Origin of the sequence: Candidatus Phyllobacterium onerii (assembly GCF_028331445.1) — a bacterium.
GTDB lineage: Bacteria > Pseudomonadota > Alphaproteobacteria > Rhizobiales > Rhizobiaceae > Phyllobacterium > Phyllobacterium onerii.
Genome location: NZ_JAQMHX010000002.1, coordinates 155,498 through 176,449, shown reverse-complemented (window position 1 = coordinate 176,449; position 20,952 = coordinate 155,498). Strand labels below are relative to the sequence as shown.

The 20,952-nt window shown below is 57.0% G+C and carries 26 protein-coding genes; 19 read left to right on the top strand and 7 right to left on the bottom strand.

What is annotated here, in order from left to right:
- Positions 1-2: 2 nt before the first annotated feature.
- From PHA01_RS06470 to motA, 7 genes are read right to left on the bottom strand one after another with little or no spacing between them, the layout of a single operon-like run.
- Positions 3-434 carry a hypothetical protein gene (locus PHA01_RS06470; protein ID WP_224510355.1) on the bottom strand — a complete coding sequence of 144 codons (432 nt, stop codon included), beginning with the start codon at positions 432-434 and terminating at the stop codon, positions 3-5.
- A gap of 26 nt (positions 435-460) precedes the next feature.
- Positions 461-1,525 carry an EscU/YscU/HrcU family type III secretion system export apparatus switch protein gene (locus PHA01_RS06465; RefSeq protein ID WP_271894102.1) on the bottom strand — a complete coding sequence of 355 codons (1,065 nt, stop codon included), beginning with the start codon at positions 1,523-1,525 and terminating at the stop codon, positions 461-463.
- 17 nt (positions 1,526-1,542) lie between these two features.
- Complete coding sequence (locus tag PHA01_RS06460) at positions 1,543-2,571, bottom strand: flagellar motor switch protein FliG (protein WP_271894101.1); 1,029 nt, start codon at positions 2,569-2,571, stop codon at positions 1,543-1,545.
- Positions 2,572-2,609: 38 nt separating this feature from the next.
- Positions 2,610-2,963 (bottom strand): flagellar motor switch protein FliN, encoded by a 354-nt coding sequence (gene fliN, locus PHA01_RS06455; protein ID WP_224510329.1) that lies wholly within the window; start codon positions 2,961-2,963, stop codon positions 2,610-2,612.
- Between the two features lie 18 nt (positions 2,964-2,981).
- Entirely contained in the window at positions 2,982-3,440 is a 459-nt protein-coding gene (locus PHA01_RS06450; RefSeq protein ID WP_271894100.1) for a BAB2_0123 family type IV secretion system effector, read from the bottom strand.
- Complete coding sequence (locus PHA01_RS06445; protein WP_271894099.1) at positions 3,421-4,359, bottom strand: FliM/FliN family flagellar motor switch protein; 939 nt, start codon at positions 4,357-4,359, stop codon at positions 3,421-3,423. The genes PHA01_RS06450 and PHA01_RS06445 overlap by 20 nt, the downstream gene beginning before the upstream one ends.
- A 7-nt stretch (positions 4,360-4,366) precedes the next feature.
- Positions 4,367-5,248, bottom strand: a complete 882-nt coding sequence (gene motA, locus PHA01_RS06440; RefSeq protein ID WP_334312000.1) for a flagellar motor stator protein MotA — start codon at positions 5,246-5,248, stop codon at positions 4,367-4,369.
- Between the two features lie 164 nt (positions 5,249-5,412).
- Between motA and PHA01_RS06435 the strand changes: the two genes are divergently transcribed.
- The 19 genes from PHA01_RS06435 (at position 5,413) to PHA01_RS06345 (ending at position 20,943) form a co-directional block, all read left to right on the top strand.
- Entirely contained in the window at positions 5,413-6,195 is a 783-nt protein-coding gene (locus tag PHA01_RS06435; protein ID WP_271894098.1) for a DUF1217 domain-containing protein, read from the top strand.
- Positions 6,192-6,917 (top strand): flagellar basal-body rod protein FlgF, encoded by a 726-nt coding sequence (gene flgF, locus PHA01_RS06430; RefSeq protein ID WP_224510286.1) that lies wholly within the window; start codon positions 6,192-6,194, stop codon positions 6,915-6,917. The genes PHA01_RS06435 and flgF overlap by 4 nt, the downstream gene beginning before the upstream one ends.
- 40 nt (positions 6,918-6,957) lie before the next feature.
- Entirely contained in the window at positions 6,958-8,307 is a 1,350-nt protein-coding gene (fliI, locus tag PHA01_RS06425) for a flagellar protein export ATPase FliI (protein WP_271894097.1), read from the top strand.
- Positions 8,304-8,876 (top strand): hypothetical protein, encoded by a 573-nt coding sequence (locus tag PHA01_RS06420; RefSeq protein ID WP_271894096.1) that lies wholly within the window; start codon positions 8,304-8,306, stop codon positions 8,874-8,876. Before fliI ends, PHA01_RS06420 begins: the two co-directional genes overlap by 4 nt.
- 109 nt (positions 8,877-8,985) lie before the next feature.
- Positions 8,986-9,366, top strand: coding sequence for a flagellar basal body rod protein FlgB (gene flgB / locus PHA01_RS06415; protein ID WP_271894095.1), 381 nt, complete (start codon positions 8,986-8,988; stop codon positions 9,364-9,366).
- A gap of 1 nt (position 9,367) precedes the next feature.
- The gene (gene flgC / locus PHA01_RS06410; RefSeq protein WP_112532380.1) at positions 9,368-9,787 is read left to right on the top strand and encodes a flagellar basal body rod protein FlgC; all 420 of its coding nucleotides are present in this window, start codon (positions 9,368-9,370) and stop codon (positions 9,785-9,787) included.
- Complete coding sequence (locus PHA01_RS06405) at positions 9,787-10,104, top strand: flagellar hook-basal body complex protein FliE (RefSeq protein WP_271894094.1); 318 nt, start codon at positions 9,787-9,789, stop codon at positions 10,102-10,104. The genes flgC and PHA01_RS06405 overlap by 1 nt, the downstream gene beginning before the upstream one ends.
- A gap of 9 nt (positions 10,105-10,113) precedes the next feature.
- On the top strand, positions 10,114-10,902 hold the full coding sequence (gene flgG / locus PHA01_RS06400; protein WP_210004905.1) for a flagellar basal-body rod protein FlgG: 789 nt from the start codon (positions 10,114-10,116) through the stop codon (positions 10,900-10,902).
- Positions 10,903-10,910: 8 nt separating this feature from the next.
- Positions 10,911-11,393: a flagellar basal body P-ring formation chaperone FlgA gene (gene flgA, locus PHA01_RS06395; protein WP_334311999.1), complete on the top strand. Its 483-nt coding sequence runs from the start codon at positions 10,911-10,913 to the stop codon at positions 11,391-11,393.
- Positions 11,393-12,634: a flagellar basal body P-ring protein FlgI gene (locus PHA01_RS06390; protein ID WP_271894427.1), complete on the top strand. Its 1,242-nt coding sequence runs from the start codon at positions 11,393-11,395 to the stop codon at positions 12,632-12,634. Before flgA ends, PHA01_RS06390 begins: the two co-directional genes overlap by 1 nt.
- The gene (locus PHA01_RS06385; protein ID WP_334311998.1) at positions 12,631-13,164 is read left to right on the top strand and encodes a MotE family protein; all 534 of its coding nucleotides are present in this window, start codon (positions 12,631-12,633) and stop codon (positions 13,162-13,164) included. The genes PHA01_RS06390 and PHA01_RS06385 overlap by 4 nt, the downstream gene beginning before the upstream one ends.
- Positions 13,161-13,874 carry a flagellar basal body L-ring protein FlgH gene (flgH, locus tag PHA01_RS06380; RefSeq protein WP_271894092.1) on the top strand — a complete coding sequence of 238 codons (714 nt, stop codon included), beginning with the start codon at positions 13,161-13,163 and terminating at the stop codon, positions 13,872-13,874. The genes PHA01_RS06385 and flgH overlap by 4 nt, the downstream gene beginning before the upstream one ends.
- Before the next feature lie 8 nt (positions 13,875-13,882).
- Complete coding sequence (locus tag PHA01_RS06375; RefSeq protein ID WP_271894091.1) at positions 13,883-14,356, top strand: flagellar basal body-associated FliL family protein; 474 nt, start codon at positions 13,883-13,885, stop codon at positions 14,354-14,356.
- Positions 14,353-15,087 (top strand): flagellar type III secretion system pore protein FliP, encoded by a 735-nt coding sequence (gene fliP / locus PHA01_RS06370; protein ID WP_271894090.1) that lies wholly within the window; start codon positions 14,353-14,355, stop codon positions 15,085-15,087. Before PHA01_RS06375 ends, fliP begins: the two co-directional genes overlap by 4 nt.
- A 186-nt stretch (positions 15,088-15,273) precedes the next feature.
- On the top strand, positions 15,274-16,056 hold the full coding sequence (locus PHA01_RS06365) for a flagellin N-terminal helical domain-containing protein (protein WP_224510264.1): 783 nt from the start codon (positions 15,274-15,276) through the stop codon (positions 16,054-16,056).
- Between the two features lie 142 nt (positions 16,057-16,198).
- Positions 16,199-17,845, top strand: coding sequence for a flagellar basal-body MS-ring/collar protein FliF (gene fliF / locus PHA01_RS06360; RefSeq protein ID WP_271894089.1), 1,647 nt, complete (start codon positions 16,199-16,201; stop codon positions 17,843-17,845).
- Positions 17,845-18,510 carry a hypothetical protein gene (locus tag PHA01_RS06355; protein WP_271894088.1) on the top strand — a complete coding sequence of 222 codons (666 nt, stop codon included), beginning with the start codon at positions 17,845-17,847 and terminating at the stop codon, positions 18,508-18,510. Before fliF ends, PHA01_RS06355 begins: the two co-directional genes overlap by 1 nt.
- Positions 18,500-19,744 (top strand): MotB family protein, encoded by a 1,245-nt coding sequence (locus PHA01_RS06350; RefSeq protein WP_271894087.1) that lies wholly within the window; start codon positions 18,500-18,502, stop codon positions 19,742-19,744. Before PHA01_RS06355 ends, PHA01_RS06350 begins: the two co-directional genes overlap by 11 nt.
- Positions 19,741-20,943, top strand: a complete 1,203-nt coding sequence (locus PHA01_RS06345) for a chemotaxis protein MotC (RefSeq protein ID WP_271894086.1) — start codon at positions 19,741-19,743, stop codon at positions 20,941-20,943. The genes PHA01_RS06350 and PHA01_RS06345 overlap by 4 nt, the downstream gene beginning before the upstream one ends.
- The last annotated feature ends 9 nt before the right edge of the window (positions 20,944-20,952 follow it).

Sequence of the window (20,952 nt, the reverse complement as noted above, 5' to 3'; positions counted from 1 at the left end):
ACCTATTTGGGTGTAGTCAGTTGTGGCAGCCGGGCGTTGTCGAATGCTGCCGCGAGCAGCGCCGTATTATCGGCCGGACTTTTGCCCGTTTCGGCGAATCGAACATGATGCAGGTCGATCTCGGTTGAATCGGACGACAGGGTCAATCTGAAATAAGCATTCACGCCCATATTGCTGAATTCCAGATCAAGCATCACCTTTGGCGTTGAATTCCAGTCGAGTAAATACTCGCCACCGAGGCCGAAGGTAAGCGTATTCGGGTAAAAGGTCAGTTCCGTCGCAGAATTGACGATGTCGGCAATATTGCCGAACAGTTCGCAACGAATGAAAGCGATATAGTCTGCTACATCTACCAGACAAAGATCGTGTATGACTTCCTGCAGATGCGCGGAGATGATCCCGACGCGGGCAACGGAAAATTGTGTTCTCTTCATATGCTTATCCGCTTGAATGTAGGCAATTATTGACGGCGTCCATTAACAAATTGAATAAGTTCGGCGACCGCCTTATAAAATTCCGGAGCTATCACGTGATTGACCTGGACCTGTTTATAAAGTGACCGCGCCAACTGGATATTCTCGAATATGGGTATGTCATGCGCCTCGGCGATCTCTCTGATCTTTATGGCGATGATATCTTGACCCTTTGCCACAACCACGGGTGCCCCGTCTTTGGCAGGATTGTAACGCAGAGCAACCGAGAAGTGTGTCGGATTTGCGACGATCAGTGTGGCAGTCGGTACTGAAGCAATCATGCGCTGACGCGCCCGGTCCCGGCCAAGTGAACGCAAGCGCGATTTGAGCAGTGGGTCGCCTTCCGCCTGCTTGTGTTCATCTTTGATTTCCTGGCGTGTCATGCGAAGTTCGCTGCGCCAATGAATACGGGTCCAGGCAAGGTCGAATGCTGCAAGCACGGTGACGGCAATCGCTACGGAGGAAAGCAGGCGCACGATATGCGTGCGGATGAGTTCGGGCAACTGACCAGGCTCGGTGATGATAGCGTCGACGAAGAAATGGCTGTCTTTAAAGAAGATCATGAAGACGATGATGCTCGCGGCGGCAAATTTCAAAGTGGATTTGAGGAACTCGACGCGGCCTGCTGAACCGAAAAGACGAGACCAGCCTTTTACAATGGAAACACGCGACGCTTCCGGCTGGATGCGGTCGAAGACAATGCGAGGCGCGTTTTGCAGGACAGATGCAAGGATACCCGCGCCGGGGACAATGATGAGGACCGGCAGCAAGGCCAAGCCGACGGCTGAGCCGATAATGCCAAACAATTGTCGCGCGTCGTCGGCACTGCTCAGCCGCCAATCGTCCGATTTATCCATGAGTTGGGAAAGAAACGAAGCAAGTTTTGCGCCGCTGGGTACGACGACGAACACCATGATGATGAGAAAAGCGATGATCGAAGCGAGGATTGGCGCTTCCCGTGAGAAAGGAAGATTGCCCTTTTCGATGGCATCACTGATTTTTTTCTCAGTGGCTTCCTCGGTTTTGCTTTCCTTGTCGGCCGTATCCGCCATTGGCTAGCGAACTCGTCTCACGCTGCGGGCTCTTCGGCTTCGAGTTTGAGGTCACCGCGGTCTGCGAGCACAATAGCCGTGCGGGCAATTGCACGCCGTGCTTCTGTCACCGCATTGGCGTTGATGTTGGTCTGGCTGGAAAGTTCGGTTTCCACCATGCGCCGCCCGCGGGTGGACAGTGACTGCAGGATGAGTTCCTGTAACTGCGGTTGGCAGCCGTGCAAGGCTGTCGTGACGACGTCGGTCTGGATTTCATCGAAAAGAACGAGCCGCGCGCGCTGCGATATGCGGGCGATGTCCTCGAAGGTGAACAGCTTGGCTTTGATCTTGGCGAGATCATCGGCGTGAAGATCGGTTAGGCCCGCAAGCAATTCGTCGATCTCGGATTTTTCCAGCTGATTGATGATATTGGCGATCGTTCCATGATGGCTCTTTTCGGAACCCGTGTTGTCCTTGCCGGTGACCTCGCGCTGCAGGATGCCCTCCAGCATCGTCGAAACGGCTGCACCAACCTTACGAATGTGCAACGTGCGCTGGATGATGGCGCTGCGCTCACCTGCATCGAAACGAACCAGGAGTTTGGCAGCAATATCGGACGGCAGGCGGGAAATAACATAGGCGCTTACCTGCGGATGTTGTGCGGTCAGATAGGCGTGAAGCACGTCGGCTGGAATGCGTGGCAACTGGTCCCACACCGATTCCTGCGTCACCAATTCCGGACGGCGGTTCTCGATGACAGCGCTGGCCTCGTCGGCTGAGAGCGTTTCGCGCAACAATCCTTCGAAGCGCATCCCGGCCTCGGATACCGGCGCGCCATCGGCGAAGGCGTTTTCGAACTGCTTGACCAGCTCTTCGAAATCACCTGGCGTGATCGGTTCGAGCTTGCGCGCGTGGCCGGCCAGCGAACGCAGATCATCGGCGGTGAAATGCTTGAGAAGCCGCGATGCGGATGGCCGCCCGATGGCAACGAGCAATGCCGCCACCTTTTCGGGACCTGACAGATCCATGATGGCGCTTGAACTTTGAGGTATTTCTTGATCGCTCATGCGGCCCGGCTTCCAAGAGTTGTGGTATGAATTTTCGATCAGATGCCGCTGCCGATAACCTCGGTGAGGCTGACGCCGAAGCGAGAGGAATCATCCTCAAGAACGATTACTTCGCCGCGGGCGATAACCCTGCCATTGACAACGATATCGACCGGATCGCCGATCTGCTTGTCCAGGGTGACAACGGCGCCGCGGCCAAGCTTCATAAGATTGGCGACGGGCATCGATGTACTGCCGAGCACGACCTGGACATCCACCGGGATGCCCATGATGAGATCGATGTTGGGCTTCGTGCCTGCCGATTTGCGGTTTGGCTGCGCATCATCACGCTTCAAATCTTCGATCGCTTCGTTGAGTTCGTCTTCAATGGAGTTCTTGTCGGATATGGCCATGATTTGGAGAGCCCAGAGTTAGAGGACGGCGCTTGCCACATCGGCACTGCGCACGATGCGGTTGACGAATACGGGGAGATTCTTTGCGGGAGCCACAGGTACGGCCTTTGCAATAGACGCGGGCGTTGCCGGGGCAATATCTGATTGCTGGACAGGTGTCGGCATCACCCTGACATTGTCCTTGAGATCATTTTTGGCACGTTCGACGAGGTCGATGGCGCGGGTGATTTCGGAACGCACACGATCCGAATCCTTCAGCCTGGCCTCGAGCCGGACGCTCTCGTCGCGGCAGGTTTCCCGCTCCGCCTGCAGGATCGCGAGCGCCTGCTGCAGGTTTGCGGCAGAGCTGGCAACCTGATGCGCCATGCTGCGGCTCATAGTCGTCAGGCGGCTGGCCCTGCGCAGCGCCGCAAAGAAGACGACGAGCGATACCGCGGTCAGCGCGATCGAAATGAAATTAATCAGCGGCAAGCTCATCGAGGAGATCCTCTTCTTCATTGACGGAATCGGTGATCCGTACGGTGAATGCGCTGCCGGCCTTGCCAAGCCGACATTTGTAAAGCGCCTGTTTGCCGCTGCGCAGACGGACCTGATCGATTGCATCCTTGGGCAAATACAGCACCTGACCAGGCTGCAATAGGGCGACTTGCTCGAGCGTCATCGAACCTTGCTGCAGATAGGCTTCAACATCGATGCGGGCGCGGCTGACTTCGAGCCGCAGTTTCTTGGCCCATGCAGGATCGGAGTGATGTGCAGGCTGGCGAAGCAACCGGGCAATTGCTTCCTGCATCGGCTTGAAACTGGACCGCGGCAAAAGGATCAGGATGTGACCGGAGCGTCCGGTCGCCTTTAACGCGATCGTGCAGCAGATCATGCGTGTTTCCGTGACCGCTCCTGGTGCAAGATGCTCGGTCTCGACGAGGTCGCCGATCTGGAACAGCGGCTCACCGCCGGCCGAGAAGATATGATCGAGCGAAGCGGTAACATCGCTGAATATCTGTCCGGCGATGCCAAGGTCGACGGAGGTCAGCGGGCGCGCCGCAGCGCCAGTGCCGTCACTCGCGCCGGAACCGAACAGCGCTTCAACACCGCAATCGATAAAGTTGCGATCTGCAGCAAGCATCAGCCGCGATCCCCACTTGGCAACCGGAACCATACCGACAAGGCTGGCGCGCAGGAGATTCTCGCTGATCGCATCTTTCTCAAGTGATTCAATGCGGATGAATTCCGCACCTATCGCAACATCGGTTTGAGCTTGAACCCTTGAACCGAATGAACCGGCAAGATCGCGGAAGACTGCTTCCAGCGATTTAAGATCATCCACCGAGAGGCCTGCAGCCCGCAGAATGTTCTCTGCGAGCGCGTCGGGTCGTCTCTGTTCGGCTTCGACCTCCATGATCGTCTTACGCCGCTTGCTGCAACGGGGCAGGGGCCGATGGCGTCAGCGTTTCCTGCTCGACAACATCGATGGACGGGCGATCATAGGCGGAAATCGTCTTGCGGCCGTACTCCAGCGCAATTTGGGGCAGTGCGCCATTCATATAAGCAAGCAATGTCTGCTTGACGATCATGTAGAGACGGTTTTGCTTCTCACGGGTTGTCTTGATCTTGGTGGCGATCGGACCGACGACGCCATAGGAAAGGAAAATTCCGGCGAAGGTTCCGACCAATGCCGCGCCTATCAAATGGCCGAGCACCTCCGGCGATTCGTTCAGCGCACCCATGGCCTTGATCACACCGAGTACCGCCGCGACGATGCCGAGCGCCGGAAGGCCTTCGGAAACGCTGACCATGGCATTATAGGGTTTGAGCTTGTCACGGGCGATGGTGTGGATCTCTTCGTCCATCAGGGCTTCGATCTCATGCGAGCGTGCATTGCCGATGATAATGAGGCGGCAATAATCGCAGATGAAATGCGTCAGATCGTGGTTCTTGAGCACGCTCGGAAAGGCTTGGAAAATTGTTGATTCCGTTGGGTTGTCGATGTGAACCTCAACCTCGTTGCGCGACTTGGCACGCAATTCCCGCATCAGGGCGTAAAGGACCCCGAGCACATCAAGGTAGTCCCGCTGCTTGGGAATCTTGTTGGTAAAGGCTTCCATACAGGCCCGACCTGTATCTTTGACCGCCGAAAACGGATTGGCCACCAGGAAGGTGCCGAGCGCAGAGCCGCCGATGATGACGAATTCCCAAGGCTGCATGAGCACGGCAACATGGCCTCCCATTGCGATAAATCCGCCGAGAAGACATCCCATCGTCACGACGAGTCCAACCAGAATACCCAAGGCGCTCTCCTGCACGTTTATCGTTAGAGCGCTAACAGCGTCGGCTTGCGTGAACCTTGCAGCGACGGGCGTTCGCCCAGTGGCGCGCGCGGATCCAGTGCCGCCAGCTTCAGGCAAGCTTGATTTGACACACATGAGCCAAACGTTTTCAGGAAAGGCGCATCATGATCAATACGATGACGGGCTATAGGCTGATTGCCGCCGACTTGCCGCGTTCGCTCGCCCGCGTCTCCAAGGAGCCGATCGTTCAGCGCGAGAGCGATTACTATCTGAAAAATATAGGCAATGTGAAATCCATCGACGATTTCATGAAAGACACGAAGCTGTACAATTATGCATTGAAGGCGTTCGGGCTTGAAGATATGGCCTATGCCAAAGCCTTCATCCGCAAGGTACTCACCGAAGGCATCGACAATCCCGACAGTTTCGCCAACAAGCTGACGGACCCCCGTTACAAGGAACTCGCAACGACGTTCAATTTTGTCAAGCTTGGCGACAAGACAACTGCCCAACCTCAGGTAAAGCAGCCCATCGTCGACAAATATGTGCGCCAGACCCTGGAGGTCGAGACGGGCCAGCAGAATGAAGGCGTGCGGCTGGCGCTGTATTTCGCCCGCAAGGCGCCAACCATTACCAATGCTTTCGAGATACTTGGTGACAAGGCGCTGCTGCAGGTCTTCCAGGCAACCTTCAACATGCCCGCACAGATGTCCAATCTCGACATCGACCGACAGGCCGAACTGGTCGAGGACAAACTTAATCTGAAGGATCTCAAGGACCCCGCCAAACTCAACAAGCTGTTAACGCGGTTTACTGCCATGTATGAGATGAAGAATCCCTCCACACCGGCGAGCGCACCATCCTTGCTGCTCGGAGCAACCTCTACGATCGGGATCTCGGCAAGCATTCTTGCGACCCTGCAGTCCTTCAAGCTGGGTGGTCGTTGATGGAAAATTCAATCTATGTTGGGCTTTCGGCGCAAATCTCGCTGGAGCGCCGGCTCGATGCGCTTGCTCACAATGTCGCCAACATGTCGACGCCTGGCTTTCGCGCCACAGGCATGAAGTTCGAGGCAATGGTGTCGAAAGCCGCGGAAAACTCAAGTTTCGTTACGGCCGGTGAGAGCTACATCAAGACCGAAGCCGGTCCGATCACCCAGACAGGCAATCCACTCGATGTGGCTGCAAAAGGCGACGTTTGGTTCTCCCTCCAGTCGCCGGCCGGTCAGGTCTATACGCGCGATGGTCGTATGCAGATGTCGACCACGGGCGAACTCCTCTCCGTGAAGGGCTATCCGATTCTCGATGCGGGTGGGCAGCCTTTGACGATCGATCCAAATGGTGGACCGCCTGATATTTCTTCGGATGGAGCAGTCTATCAAAACGGCAAGCAACTGGGCGCGATCGGTCTTTTTACCATTAGCCCGAACGCCAAGCTGACCTATTTCGACAATTCCTCAGTCATTCCGAGCCTGGCGGCGCAGCCTGCTATCGACAATCCCAATGCCGGTGTAATTCAGGGTTCGATCGAAGGGTCGAACGTAGACGCAATCAGCGAAATGACGCGGTTGATGAGCGTATCACGCGCTTTCGAACGCGTTGACGCATTGCTTCGCGGCAGTGAGAATACGTTCTCCGAAGCCATAAAGACGCTCGGATCGAAGACGTGATCGCCGTTTGACCATGCAGTCACTTGCAGCAGCCTTGCCTATGATACGCCAACGGACGGGCAGCCTGGAGACGCTGGCAAGGATCGTGTCGCAGATTGTCCAGGAGCGAAATCCTGTTGTTGTCGGCGGCTATGTCAATGAGGTGTCGCGCTCCGCCATCGGGGTTCGTGGAATATCGGACAAGGTTCAACTCGGCGACATCGTGGCAATCCGCGCGGACAACCAGCTCCACCCGGCGGAGGTTGTCCGGCTCGAACAGACAAGAGTGCTGATCAAGCCGTTCGATGACCGCATCGTGCCATCGCTTGGAACACCGGTCTTCCCGGAAGGACCGTTGCGTATTGCGCCTGCACCCGACTGGAAGGGCAGGGTAATCAATGCTCTGGGATATCCACTCGACAATAAGGGACCATTATCAGCGGGAACCGATCCGAAGCCTGTGGATTGCCCGGCACCGTCGGCGATGAATCGCGGCCGGGTGGAAAGGGGACTGCGCACCGGCGTCAATGTCGTCGACGTCTTCATGCCGATGTGCTTCGGCCAGCGCATGGGCGTTTTCGCCGGGTCTGGCGTTGGCAAATCCACGCTGCTCGCCATGATGACGAAAGCCACCGACTTCGATACGGTCGTGCTGGCTCTGACAGGCGAGCGCGGGCGCGAAGTGCGGGACATGCTTGAAGACACGATGGCTGGGAAGCTCGATAAGACCATCGCCGTCGTCGCCACGGGCGACGAAAGCCCGATGATGCGCCGGCTTGCACCCAATACGGCAACCGCGATTGCAGAATATTTCCGTGATCGCGGCGAGAATGTTCTGCTGGTCGTTGATTCCATCACGCGCTTTGCTCATGCGGCGCGGGAAATCGCCATCGCAGCGGGCGAACCACCGGTATCGCGCGGTTATCCACCAAGCGTTTTCAGTCAGCTGCCGCGCCTGCTCGAACGCGCTGGACCTGGTCTCGAAAGCGGCGGCACCATTACCGGTATCTATGCGGTTCTTGTCGACGGCGACGACCACAATGATCCTATCTCTGATGCCATTCGTGGCACGCTTGACGGCCATATCGTTCTTGATCGTGGCATCGCGGCGCGGGGACGGTTCCCGGCGGTCGATATTCTCGGTTCCATTTCTCGTCTGGCACAGCATAACTGGACAACAGAACAACAGAAATTGGTGACCAGTCTGCGCGGCCTCGTCGCGCGCTATGAAGAAACGCGCGATCTGCGCATGATCGGCGCGTATCAGGCGGGTAGCGACCTTCTCATCGATCAGGCGGTCAATCTTGTCCCTCTCATCTATGAAGCCATGCAGCAAACGCCGACGTCGCCACTCTCGCAAGACCCTTACAACGACCTTGCGGCATCGCTTCGACCAAAGGAGCCATCATGACGAAACAACAGGCACCGCTCGCGAAATCGGCAGCGACAGCGGCAGAGCCCAGACTAATTCGTCCGCGCGATAAACGCTTTGACGGCTATTTGAAGAGTGCCGGGTTCGCGCTGGCGGTCGGTAGTTTCGTACTGCCCTTCGTCATGTACTACGATATTCTTGATGCGCGATCGACGCCCATGTCCTCGGGCCAAAAAGTCAATGATCCGCTCAACCGGACCAATCAGAAGGTCGTACGTGAGACCCATGGCAGGAACGGGGCCTCGCCGGGCAAACCGAGCGAGGAATTTGACCCCATGACGACCGCCACGACCGCGGATCTGAAGGAAAACCGGGTGTCCGGCATAGAAGAGGCCAGCAAGCAGCCGTTTCCCGGCAAACCGGTTTTTCTGTTACGCGAGATCGTTGGCGGCCTGGTTATGATCGAAGACGATACCGGCTACTGGTTCGTCGAAAAAGGCGCAACCCTCCCGGATGGAAGCAAGCTCGTCGCTATCGAGCGCGGTGATGGCAAGGACAGCTGGCAGATCAAGACATCTGACGGCGATGTGATCAGCCGCACCAACTAGTGAACGTCGTTTTGAACATATGTTCCTGGCGCATCGGGCCGCAAGTCTCACGCAAGTTTGAAAGCATAGGTTAAGGCCAGTTAACCGTGTCAGACGTGCGAGGAAAGATATGCAGGGCATCCATCTGTTCGAGCTGGCATCACGTCAGGCCGAATGGCTCTCGGTGAGGCAGGCGGCGATCTCCGGAAATGTGGCCAATGCGAATACGCCGGGCTTCAAGGCGCGCGATGTCGAGCCGTTCAAGGATGTGCTGGAACAAACGCAGCTGACCATGGCTGCGACCAATCCCAAACATCTTGAGATCGATGCGTCCGGCATCAGCGCGACAGCGCTGCGCAAGGATGCGGTGACCGAACAGAATCATTCCAAAAATACGGTCAGCCTCGAGGAGGAAATGGTGAAATCCGGCGAGATCAACCGTCAGTTCTCGCTCAACACCAGCATCGTGAAAGCGTTTCATCGCATGATGCTGTCAGCGGTAAAGAGCTGAGATGTCCGATCCATTGCAAGCCGCCCTCAAAGTCGCCGCATCCGGTCTTTCCGCCCAATCGACGCGCCTGCGCATTGTTTCGGAAAACCTGGCCAATGCACAGTCGACGGGCAAGACCGCAGGCAGCGACCCTTATCGACGCAAGACGGTCTCCTTTGCGACAGAGCTTGATCGCGCCACCGGCGTCGAAACAGTACGCATTGCCGAGGTCGGTAAGGATACCTCTGCCTTTACCGAAGAATATGACCCGAGCCATCCGGCAGCCGATGCCAATGGCTATGTGAAATTGCCCAATGTCAGCATGGTCGTTGAAATGGCGGACATGCGTGAAGCCAATCGCTCCTATGAAGCCAATCTCCAAGTCGTCAAGCAAGCACGCGAACTGATTGCCATGACTGTCGACCTTTTGAGGAATTCCTGATGATAGACCAACTTCTCAGTGTTTCCACGCGTAACGCCCTCTCGAATTTGGCGGAGAGCGTAGCCCCAGGCGCAGCGTCCCCCGCCGCAACCACTGGCCAGTCTTCATTCGGCAATGTTCTGTCACAACTGGCAGGATCGGTCAGTCATAAGCTTGAAGGTGCCGAAGCGGTTTCGATGAAGAGCATGACCGGCGACGTGCCGACCCGCGACGTCGTGAATGCGGTCATGGATGCGGAACAGTCGCTGCAAACGGCCATCGCCATCCGCGACAAGATCGTCCAGGCCTATCTCGAAATCAGCCGCATGCCTATCTAAGGATCAACGATGAAAGCGCTTACTATCGCTGCAACCGGCATGAATGCCCAGCAGCTCAATCTGGAAGTGATTGCCAATAACATCGCCAACATTAACACAACGGGCTTCAAGCGCGCCAAGGCGGAATTTTCGGATCTGCTATATCAGGCGGAACGGACGGCAGGCGTACCCAATGCGGCAAACCAAAGCATTATTCCGGAAGGGGCGATGGTCGGGCTGGGTGTTCAGACATCGGCGGTGCGCAATCTGCATATTCAGGGCGGGCTCAACCAAACCGGTAATCCGTTCGATGTGGCGCTGGTCGGTCGCGGATGGTTCCAGATCCAGAACCCGGCTGGCGAGACGTTGTATAGCCGGGCCGGCACATTCAACACGAACAGTACCGGCCAACTGGTGACACTCGATGGAAATCTGGTCGAACCGAACATCATTGTCCCCACGGATGCGATCGAGGTCAAAATTACCGATACGGGCCAGGTGTTTGCAAAAATGGCCGATCAGACGGCACTTGTCGATCTCGGCCAGCTGACGATCGCAAACTTTGCCAACGAAGCCGGGTTGGAGCCGCTTGGCGACAATCTCTACAAGCAGACAGATGCTTCAGGTGATGCGGTTGTCGGTGTTCCGGGGGATCCCGGATTTGCGACGTTGAAACAGGCCTATCTGGAGAATTCCAACGTCGATCCGGTCAAGGAAATCACTGATCTGATCACGGCGCAGCGCGCCTACGAGATGAATTCGAAGGTGATTCAGGCTGCGGACGAAATGGCTCAAGTCGTTTCAAAGAACCTGCGCTAAGGAGAATTATGAAGGTGGCAACTTACTCGGCCAAAAATATCATTCGCATAGTGGCCTTGGCCGGCTGCGTTTGGCCGTTTGCGTTTGCCGCCTGTGCCGACCGCATAGCGTTTCTCGTTCCCTCGCAGATTATCTACCCGGGCGAGATAATCGGCGGTTCAGGACTTCACGAAAAATACTTCACTATCAGAGCAAGTGCGGCGGGCCAATATGTCCTGTCTTCGCAACAGCTTGTCGGCAAGGTGGCGCGTCGGACTCTGCTGCCCGGACAGCCAATTCTGGTCAATGCATTGAATGAGCCTGATCTGGTCGAGCGCGGTGTTCCGGTCGCTCTGGTGTACAGCACGGGCACATTGGTCATCACCGCCAAAGGCTCGCCGATGGAAGCCGGACACGCGGGCGACTTCATCAAGGTACGTAATATGGACAGTGGCATTATCGTCTCCGGCACGGTGTTGGCCGACGGCAGTATCCAGGTCGGCATGCAATGATGCGTTTAACAGCCGCTCTCCTCGTGGGGATACTGGCAGGTACTGTGGTCGTGAAGGCCGCTGAGCCGTCGCCGAATGCCAAACTATATGGCACACCTGGCGAAGCCAAGGCTGCATGGCGAAAGGCTGAAGCGCAGGCCGCACTGCAAAGAGGCGATGATGGGCACTGGGGCGGTGCCGCGTCGCCTTTGGGGGAAGGCGGGGCGATTGCCCGCTTGAAGGATATCGCCAACATTCAGGGTGTGCGCGAAAATCAGCTCGTCGGCTATGGTCTTGTCATAGGTTTGAACGGGACGGGCGACAGCCTGCGCAGTGCACCCTTCACCGAACAATCCTTGCGCGCAATGCTCGACAATCTCGGCATCAGCCCACCTCCGGGCGCCTCGCGCGTAAAAAATGTCGCGGCGGTTATCATCACCGCCAACCTGCCACCCTTTGCCGGGCGGGGCTCGCGCATCGATGTTACGGTTTCCTCCCTCGGTGACGCAACATCGCTTGCCGGCGGAACACTGGTGATGACGCCGCTGGCGGCGGCCGATGGCCAGACCTATGCAGTTGCACAGGGCAATATGGTTGTCTCCGGGTTCGTGGCTTCAGGACAGGCCGAAACCTTGACCCAAGGTGTTCCGACCAGTGGCCGTATTCCGAACGGCGCGCTCGTCGAAAAGGAAGTGACGGGCAATTTCGGCCAGGACGAACTTGTGGTTGAATTGCGCGAGCCGGACTTCACGACAGCTGTACGCATTACCGATACGATCAATGCCTTTGCCAAGCGGCGCTACAACCAGCCGGTTGCCAAAGAACGCGACTCAAAGACGATCCGCCTGCGCAGGCCCAAGAATATTTCCGCAACACGGTTCCTTGCCGAGATCGAGGGACTGCCGGTCGTGACCGATGAGGTCGCGCGCGTTGTCGTCGATGAGCGGACCGGCACGGTGGTGATCGGTGAGAAAGTGCGCATTTCGCGTGTCGCAATCAGCCATGGCAGTTTGTCGGTGCGCGTCACCGAGACACCGACGATCGTCCAGCCCGAGCCTTTCTCCGATGGCGTGACGGCAGTTGAGCCGAACACGGCCATTGATGCAACCCAGACGTCGAAGCTCGGGATTCTCGGTGGTACCGATCTCGAAAGTCTCGTCAAAGGGTTGAACCAGATCGGCGTCAAACCACAGGGAATTATCGCGATCCTGCAGGGTATCAAGACGGCGGGCGCTTTGCATGCGGAGCTGGTGGTCCAATGACTATGATATCGGGCATGAAGAAATCGATCAGATCGAGCATTGCTGCACTCGTCTTCAGTTCGGCTCTGTTGCTGCCTGTTACCTATGGTATTTCGCAGGAACCGGCGGTCAAGCAAGAGAGCGGTCAAGAGATTGACCGCTATTGCACCAACATCAGCGACAAGGCGGCCGATGAACGCTATGCCATGCAGACACGCGAATTGGCACAGCTTCGCGCGGATATAGACAGCCGTATCGAGCAGCTCGACGCCAGGCGCAAGGAATATGAAGTCTGGCTGAAGCGACGCGACGCGTTTATCGACAAGGCCGAGGATTCCCTTGTCGGCATCATCTCCAAGATGCGGCCGGACGCAGCGGCAGCGCAGATGGCGCTGCTTGGCGACGAGGCCGCCGCCGCACTTCTTCTCAAACTCAATCCACGCGTCTCCAGCGTCATTTTAAATGAAATGCCTGCGGAAAAATCATCGAAGCTTGCCCGGGTCATCGTCGGGTCACGCATTGTTCCAGCAGCAGAAAGAACCGCCCAATGAAAAAAGCGGCCCAATCGATCGCTCTTGTCGGTATTTTCACTCTTGCAGGCTGCGCGAACAATTTACGCGACTTCAATCGCGCGCCCGAAATGTCGCCAGTGGGCACAGGCGTTGGCCAAGGCTTCAATGTTACTGACCCGGCTTACTACCCGTCACAACCGCGGCCACAAAAATATTCGCTCTGGCGGGACAGTCAGGCAAGTTTCTTCCGTGATCCGCGGGCAACCAATCCCGGTGACGTGCTGACCGTCGACATCACCATTGATGACAAGGCAAAGCTGGACAACAAGTCTGACCGGTCGCGTGTAGCATCCTCCGGCTATGGATTGTCCGCTGACATAGGCGGCAGCGGAGTGTCACCGAGCGATATCAGCGGCAATCTCGACCTGAATTCGGATAGCCGCTCCAAGGGCGAAGGCAAGATCGACCGGTCGGAAAAGATCAATCTCCAGGTCGCGGCGATCGTCACCGCAATTCTGCCGAACGGAAACATGGTTATCCGGGGCTCACAGGAAATCGGTGTCAACAACGAGTTGCGGGTTCTTAATGTGGCGGGCGTGGTCCGTCCCCGAGACATCACCAATCTGAACAGAATTCCGTACGACAAGATTGCCGAGGCGCGGATCTTCTATGGTGGACGCGGACGCCAGAGCGAGGTGCAACAGCCGCCTTGGGGTCAGCAGATCCTCGACACCGTCTCGCCGATCTAGGATTGACAATGAGTGCTTCTGAAGATACTCTATCTGCCCCGAAAGGCCCTTCGATCGGCGCGTTGATCGGTGTCGTTGCGGTGCTGACGCTTATCGCAGCGGGTGGTGGATGGTTTCTTGGTGGCCAACTTGGCCTTGCCGAAGAGGCCAAGCCCGAGGGGGAAAAACCCGCCATCGCGGCGGAATTGCCGACCGGCAGCGTCGTTCCGCTGAAACCCATACTCACCAACATCAAGATACCGCAGGACGTATGGATCCGGCTCGAAACCGGCGTCGTGGCGCGGCCCGGTGAGAAAGTTTCGGACGAGCTTGCCGCGACGGTCGCTGGCGATTTCACGGCTTTCATGAGAACTGTCAATTTGATGCAGCTGCGTGGTCCCGCAGGCATCGAGTATCTGAGGACTGATCTGCAGGAGCGCGCGGTGATACGCTCCCAGGGCAAGATCGAGAAAGTCTATATCTGGGCGCTGGTGATGGAATGAAAAGACGGTTTCTGACGCCAGCATTACTCCTGGTTCTCACCGGGACGGCGATGGCGCAAACCTCGCTGCTCGAGGGTTTGCTCCCGCCCGGCAGTGCATCGACCAGCGGCCAGATCATGCAGATGCTGGCGGCGCTGACGGTACTGTCCATCGCACCGGGCCTCTTGATCATGGTGACCAGCTTTACCCGCTTCGCCATTGCTTTTTCGATGCTGCGCTCAGGCTTGGGCCTGCAGACGACGCCGGCCAATCTGGTGATGATCAGCCTTGCCTTGTTCATGACATTCTATGTCATGGCGCCTGTATTCGATCGAGCCTGGCAAAATGGCGTCCAGCCGCTGGTCAACAATCAGATTACCCAGGAAGTGGCTATCAACGAGATCGCCACACCGTTTCGCGAGTTCATGCTGCGACAGGTGCGCGACAAGGATCTGCGCCTCTTCGAGGACCTGGCGGACGAGTCATTTCGCACCAAGGCCAATGATGTCGTCGACATGCGCATCCTCATTCCAGCCTTCATGATCTCTGAACTGCGCCGCGGTTTCGAGATCGGCTTCCTGATCGTATTGCCCTTTCTGGTAATCGATCTCATCGTTGCGACGCTGACAATGTCGATGGGCATGATGATGCTGCCGCCAACGGTGCTGTCGCTCCCCTTCAAGATCCTGTTTTTCGTGCTCATCGATGGCTGGAATATTCTCGTCGGCAGCCTGATCCGTTCGTTCTCCTGAACGGCTTTCAGCTCTTAACCCAAGAAGAAAAAAATTAACGCTTAGTGTTATTGAAACTGTAATACTTATGTCGTACTCATCACGCCATGACGGGTTGTCATCAAGACAATAGGCATCACGCCGCTCCGTCAAATCGGTAAAATCCGATATGTCCCGATCCAGATATCTCATCAGGGGCTTGATCCTATGACCAGCATTCTTACAAACGCATCAGCAATGACTGCGCTGCAGACACTCAACACAACCAACAAGAACCTTGCGACCACGCAGGATCGCATCGCCACCGGCCAGCGCGTTTCTACCGCTTCCGACAATGCCGCTTACTGGTCAATCGCGACCGGCATGCGCACGCAGAATTCCGCTCTTTCGGCCGTCAAGGACGGTCTGGGTCTCGGCGCTTCGATCGTGGACACTGCTTACACCGCATTGACCAGCGCCATCGACCTCGCCAGCAAGATCCAGGCGAAATACGTTGCCAAGGAAACCCCTGGTACGGACGGCACGATTATCGACGCTGACATCGCTGAAATGAAGGCCCAGATCGTCGAGATGGCGAAGGGCGCAACATTCCAGGGTGTAAACCTGTTGGAGACTGGTGGCGCGGCACAGAACATCGTGACCGGCTACACGTCTGGAACGGGCGTAACAACGATGAGCGTCGCGGCCTATGATCTTGAAGCCGCGCTGACCGCTGCAACATCGTCCTCAACCGTTGAAACAGCCGTCAACGCCATGAAGGCTGCTGCCGCCGGCCTTGGCTCTGCCAAGACTCGCATTGATACACAGCAGACGTTCACCGGCAATCTGATGGACGCAATCGATCGCGGCGTTGGCCAGCTCGTCGACGCCGACATGAATGCAGAATCCGCACGTTTGTCGGCTCTTCAGGTTCAGCAGCAGCTGGGTATCCAGGCTCTCTCGATTGCCAACTCCAGCAATCAGAGCATCCTGTCGCTGTTCCGCGGCTGATAACGATAATTTTTCTAGTTCAGATTTGGGCCACGCTTCGCGCGTGGCCTTTTTTGTTTTGCAACGATGTTCCGACACGAGGCTCTAACTTCGCGCAAGCTTCGCGCTCTATGGTTCCATCACGCGACGGTGGTGGGAATTGATGGAAAAGAACATAAGACAGACATTTGCGCAGCTCGGCACGGCGATGCAGAAGCTTGGCGCAAGGCGGCTCCTTGCTCTTGCGATCATTGGCATCACGCTGTTCAGCGCCATTCTTGTATCAAGCCTTTACCTCAACCGGCCGCAATACGAGACGCTGTATGTCGGTCTCAGCCGCGACGATGTTAACCGCATGGGCATGGCGCTCGGCGAAGCCGGCATTCCCTTCGATGTGAAATCGGACGGCACCTCCATTCTGGTGGCCTTTGGCAAAGCCGATCAGGCACGCATGTACCTAGCGGAAAAAGGTCTTCCCACCAGCAACAATGCCGGTTACGAGCTGTTCGACAATATGGGCTCGCTCGGCCTCACATCGTTCATGCAGGAGATCACCCGGGTTCGAGCGCTCGAGGGTGAAATTTCCCGTACCATTCAGGCAATTCGCGGTATCAAGGCCGCTCGCGTTCATATCGTCTTGCCGGAAAAGGGGAGCTTCCGTCGTGGCGATCAGGCGCCATCTGCCTCGGTTGTCATTCGTACCGAAGGCGACTTCGCCATCGAATCAGCACAGTCGATCCGCCAGCTCGTTGCTGCTGCGGTGCCGCAGCTCACAGCTGCCGAAGTCACCATTCTCGATACCAATGGCCGTCTGCTTGCCTCGAAGGATGACGGCACCAATGCGGGTGCCGTGATGTCGGCGACGCTGGAACAGAACGTTTCCGCGTCGGTGGATGAGAGCATCCGCAAGGCCCTTGCGCCCTATCTTGGCGTTGGCCATTTCCAGACCAGCGTTCAGGTCGCGCTCGACACGGATCGCCGCCAGACCAACGAGACGGTATTTGATCCGGAATCGCGCGTCGAACGTTCGGTGCGGGTGGTGCGCGAGAGCGGCGATTCGAAGAATTCGACCAGCGACAATGCAACGGGTGTCGAACAGAACATTCCGCAGGAAGAAATCGCCAGCAAGAATGGTGATAGTTCTACAGAAAAGACTGACAAGCGAGAAGAACTGACCAATTACGAGTTGAACTCGAAGACAGTCTCGACGACCAGCGACAGTTATCAGATCAAGCGGCTCTCGATCGCAGTCGTCATCGATCAGGCGCGCCTGCTGGCAACGGCCGGTGTGACGCCGGCTCCCGACAAATTCCTCGAGCAGCAGATCGCAAAAATCACCGAACTTGTCGCAACGGCGGCGGGTCTCGACCAGAAGCGCGGCGACGTGATTAATGTGACTGCGGTCAATTTCATGGAGGCTTCAGACGAACAGCTGGCGCCTGCTTCAACGCCGGTGGCCGAGATGATCTTCCGTCAAGCCGGCAGTTTCATCAACGCCGCCGCGCTTGTCGCCGCGGTGGGGCTCGTGCTCTGGTTCGGAGTCCGCCCCCTGATGCGTGAAATGAACAAGCCGCCAGAGGCTCTGCAACTCGCCGCGAGTTCGAACCTTCCGGTTCCAGGTTTGGCCCCCGCGTCTAATGTTCCGGTCGTTGCGCAGGTTCGTGCGGAACATAGCCTGCCTTATGATGATCTGAGCGAACTCAGACGACGCATGCGCGTGCCTGCGCAAAATCGTCTGGAGCAGATGATCGACATGGATGAAGAACGGGTCGCGGCTATCCTGAAACAATGGGTTCACGAGGCAGCCTGATGGTCGCGCGCTCTGTCGCCAGTGTGCTGACTGATTTCACGCCGAAGCACGTGCCAGCGGAGCGCGTCACCGTCTTTGCGGCCGTGAACAGGGAACGAGCCGACTTATTGGCAAAGATCGAGGAGCCATCGGAGGATGTTGTTGAACTCATCGATTACGAGTTGAAGATCAAGGAGGCATTTGTTGCGGGGCGCGAATCCGGTCAGGCGGAGGCCGCGGTGCTGTTCGAGGCCGAGAAAATCCGGCTTGAGAGGGAGTTCCAGGATCAGCTGGCCGCCGCGGAAGTGCTCTTCATGCAACAAACCGGCACGCGCATGGCGGAGCAGATCGGCGACGGGCTGGGCGCAATTGCATCGGATCTTTCGGGGTCGCTCGCTGCCGTTCTCACGCCTTTGGTCGAAGAGCGCTTGCGTGAACGCGCCGTCGAGGCATTTGCTCATGAGGTGGAACGGATGACCAAGGAATTCGCCGCTGTCAGCATGGAAATTTCCGGTCCATCCCATCTTCTCGACGTGCTTCGTATGCGACCGGAGATCGAGCAGATGCGTTGCACCTTCCGGGAATCTGGCCAATCGGAATTGTCGATGAAACTGGATGATGCAGTGGTCGAGACGCGGCTTGGCCGCCTCATCGACGCGTTGAGAGATACCGCCGATGAACATTGATCCGGAAACGCACCGTGAAATCATAATTGTGCGGCGCGGCCGTGAACATGAAGAGGGTCATCACGGCGGGGTCTGGAAAATCGCCTATGCGGATTTTATGACCGCAATGATGGCCTTCTTCCTTGTCATGTGGCTCATCAATGCGGCCAACGAGGAAACGAAGGCTGCCGTTGCCGCCTATTTCAATCCGGTCAAACTGATGGACCGGCAATCGAGGCCGAAAGGCATTGAGGAAACCGACAACCAGGAGGGCAAGGTTCGCTTTGAAAGCCTGGATGCGACCGATGCCGAGACCAAAAGTGCGCGCAATGAAAAGCAGGTTCAATCACCACCTGCAACCGAAGAACGGCAGATTTTCAAAGATCCGTATGCCGTGCTTGCCGAGATCGCCACGGAGTCCGGCGTTCTGCAAAACCGTTCTGCAGCGGGGGAGGGCGGCTCCAATCGTGCCGGTCCATCGACAGGTGCCGAGGGCGGAGACGCCTATCGCGACCCATTCAATCCCAACTACTGGTCGACCCACGTCGAGGATGAGATTTTCCCTCTGACGGACAGTCCGGTAACGTCGCCTCCATCCCAGGACAAAGCGATAGCGCCACAGCCGAATGAGGCTTCTGATGACGGGCAAATAAAGCAGGTGGCGCTGGAGAAACGAATGGCCGCTGGCGAGCCGCTGGCCGACGCGAAAGCTGCTGCATCCAATGATGTCAAGCTGGCGAATGCCGAAAAGGCAGCGGTCGTGAAAGACGAAAAGCCCGGCGCGGTTGAGATCAACGCTGCCCGTGAACTTGCAGCGGAGATTTCGAAGAAAACGGGCGCGAGCTCGGATGAAAAAGCGCCTGACATTTCGGTCGTCCCCACTGAAGATGGCGTCATGATCCAGCTCACCGACAAGGTTGATTATGGCATGTTTGCCATAGGATCGGCCAAGCCTGACAAACGCGTGGTGCAGGTGCTCGATGAAATCGCCAAGATCATTGCCACCCGCAAGGGCGACGTGGTCATCAGCGGACACACCGATGCGCGACCGTTCAAAAGCGAAACCTATGACAACTGGCGCCTGTCATCGGCACGTGCACATATGGCCTATTATATGCTGACGCGTGGTGGTCTTAACGCCAAACGCATCCTGCGCGTTGAAGGCTATGCCGACCGCGACCCAAAGATTCCGGCAGATCCTTACGCTGCCCAGAACCGGCGCATCGACATCTTTCTGAAGACAGCTTCCAGATGATCGCACGGCAAACCATCCGCTGGTTGTTGTTCGGCCTGATCAGTATGCCGCTGACAACGGCGCATGCTGCCATGCCCTCACCTGAGCCCTACATGCTGGTGCGATCCATGCGCATGCTGCAGGATCAGGTGGCGTCCGGAAAGCCGGAAGCATTGCCGATGCTCAATCGCGTGCTCGGCCATATTGCTGAACAGCTACAGGCTGCCAGGCCGGAAGTCTGGTCGAAACCGGCAAATGTCTACGCCATTTTCATCTATCTCCTTAATGGCGGCAATCCAGAGGTCGTTCGCACCATATTGACCTCGGCAAATCTCGGTCAGGTCGATCCCAAACTCGTAGCGGGGTCTCTGGCTTATGCCGATGGCGATACGCTGCGCATTATCGAGAATTTCCAGGAACTGCCGCCTAATGTTCCCATCGAGCTTGTTGCATCGATCTATCTGGTCACGGCGACACAGCTCGCGGGCCTCGACGCAGGAACCGCACTCAAGCGCCTGGATTATATACGCCTCAACGCACCGGGAACGCTGCTGGAGGAGGCGGCGCTGCGGCGTGGACTGATGATCGCGGCACGCCTTGGAGACAAGGACAAGGTCAGGTTATTGGCGCGGAATTATCTTCAGCGCTTCGCCCTTTCCCCCTATTCGGAGGACTTCTTTCGCCAGCTTGTCGACGCCTTGATGGTGATCAAGGATAAGATCAGCAATGCGGAGATCGAAGAGTTGGCCTCCTTGGCGTGGCCCGGTGCCCGCTTGCCTTTCTACCTGCGCATTGCCCGAGGTGCGATCGTCGATGGCGATATGCAGCGGGCACGATTTGCGTCGGAACAGGCTGACGCCCTTTCAACTGTGCTTAGGACAGACGACACGCAAGCCAAGCTCTATCTGGCGGTCAGCAATGTTGGATCCGACAAGACCGGCGACGCCAGGTTCATGCTTTCGAAACTGCCGAGAGACCGTCTGCATGGTCGTGACGTCAATCTCTTGGAGGCTGCGATCGTGATGGCAAACAAGATTCTTGCACAACCAATTGCGGGGATGGATGGACTGCAGCAAGCGCCGGTCGCAGGCAGTGCCATTGCAATCGCCGAACCTGGCAGCGCCAAGGCAGCTCCGGTCAATGCCGTCGATCCGATGATTGATGAAACACGCAAGAAACTCGACGCCGTTGACGCGCTGCTCGGGAGGGCGAGGAAATGACCATGGGAG

What these genes read in the sequence shown, in the direction of transcription:
- PHA01_RS06470 (WP_224510355.1), bottom strand. Translation starts at nt 434, where the DNA reads ATGAAGAGAACACAATTTTCCGTTGCCCGCGTCGGGATCATCTCCGCG.
- PHA01_RS06465 (WP_271894102.1), bottom strand. Translation starts at nt 1,525, where the DNA reads ATGGCGGATACGGCCGACAAGGAAAGCAAAACCGAGGAAGCCACTGAG.
- PHA01_RS06460 (WP_271894101.1), bottom strand. Translation starts at nt 2,571, where the DNA reads ATGAGCGATCAAGAAATACCTCAAAGTTCAAGCGCCATCATGGATCTG.
- fliN (WP_224510329.1), bottom strand. Translation starts at nt 2,963, where the DNA reads ATGGCCATATCCGACAAGAACTCCATTGAAGACGAACTCAACGAAGCG.
- PHA01_RS06450 (WP_271894100.1), bottom strand. Translation starts at nt 3,440, where the DNA reads ATGAGCTTGCCGCTGATTAATTTCATTTCGATCGCGCTGACCGCGGTA.
- PHA01_RS06445 (WP_271894099.1), bottom strand. Translation starts at nt 4,359, where the DNA reads ATGGAGGTCGAAGCCGAACAGAGACGACCCGACGCGCTCGCAGAGAAC.
- PHA01_RS06435 (WP_271894098.1), top strand. Translation starts at nt 5,413, where the DNA reads ATGATCAATACGATGACGGGCTATAGGCTGATTGCCGCCGACTTGCCG.
- fliI (WP_271894097.1), top strand. Translation starts at nt 6,958, where the DNA reads ATGATACGCCAACGGACGGGCAGCCTGGAGACGCTGGCAAGGATCGTG.
- PHA01_RS06420 (WP_271894096.1), top strand. Translation starts at nt 8,304, where the DNA reads ATGACGAAACAACAGGCACCGCTCGCGAAATCGGCAGCGACAGCGGCA.
- flgB (WP_271894095.1), top strand. Translation starts at nt 8,986, where the DNA reads ATGCAGGGCATCCATCTGTTCGAGCTGGCATCACGTCAGGCCGAATGG.
- flgC (WP_112532380.1), top strand. Translation starts at nt 9,368, where the DNA reads ATGTCCGATCCATTGCAAGCCGCCCTCAAAGTCGCCGCATCCGGTCTT.
- PHA01_RS06405 (WP_271894094.1), top strand. Translation starts at nt 9,787, where the DNA reads ATGATAGACCAACTTCTCAGTGTTTCCACGCGTAACGCCCTCTCGAAT.
- flgG (WP_210004905.1), top strand. Translation starts at nt 10,114, where the DNA reads ATGAAAGCGCTTACTATCGCTGCAACCGGCATGAATGCCCAGCAGCTC.
- flgA (WP_334311999.1), top strand. Translation starts at nt 10,911, where the DNA reads ATGAAGGTGGCAACTTACTCGGCCAAAAATATCATTCGCATAGTGGCC.
- PHA01_RS06390 (WP_271894427.1), top strand. Translation starts at nt 11,393, where the DNA reads ATGCGTTTAACAGCCGCTCTCCTCGTGGGGATACTGGCAGGTACTGTG.
- PHA01_RS06385 (WP_334311998.1), top strand. Translation starts at nt 12,631, where the DNA reads ATGACTATGATATCGGGCATGAAGAAATCGATCAGATCGAGCATTGCT.
- flgH (WP_271894092.1), top strand. Translation starts at nt 13,161, where the DNA reads ATGAAAAAAGCGGCCCAATCGATCGCTCTTGTCGGTATTTTCACTCTT.
- PHA01_RS06375 (WP_271894091.1), top strand. Translation starts at nt 13,883, where the DNA reads ATGAGTGCTTCTGAAGATACTCTATCTGCCCCGAAAGGCCCTTCGATC.
- fliP (WP_271894090.1), top strand. Translation starts at nt 14,353, where the DNA reads ATGAAAAGACGGTTTCTGACGCCAGCATTACTCCTGGTTCTCACCGGG.
- PHA01_RS06365 (WP_224510264.1), top strand. Translation starts at nt 15,274, where the DNA reads ATGACCAGCATTCTTACAAACGCATCAGCAATGACTGCGCTGCAGACA.
- fliF (WP_271894089.1), top strand. Translation starts at nt 16,199, where the DNA reads ATGGAAAAGAACATAAGACAGACATTTGCGCAGCTCGGCACGGCGATG.
- PHA01_RS06355 (WP_271894088.1), top strand. Translation starts at nt 17,845, where the DNA reads ATGGTCGCGCGCTCTGTCGCCAGTGTGCTGACTGATTTCACGCCGAAG.
- PHA01_RS06350 (WP_271894087.1), top strand. Translation starts at nt 18,500, where the DNA reads ATGAACATTGATCCGGAAACGCACCGTGAAATCATAATTGTGCGGCGC.
- PHA01_RS06345 (WP_271894086.1), top strand. Translation starts at nt 19,741, where the DNA reads ATGATCGCACGGCAAACCATCCGCTGGTTGTTGTTCGGCCTGATCAGT.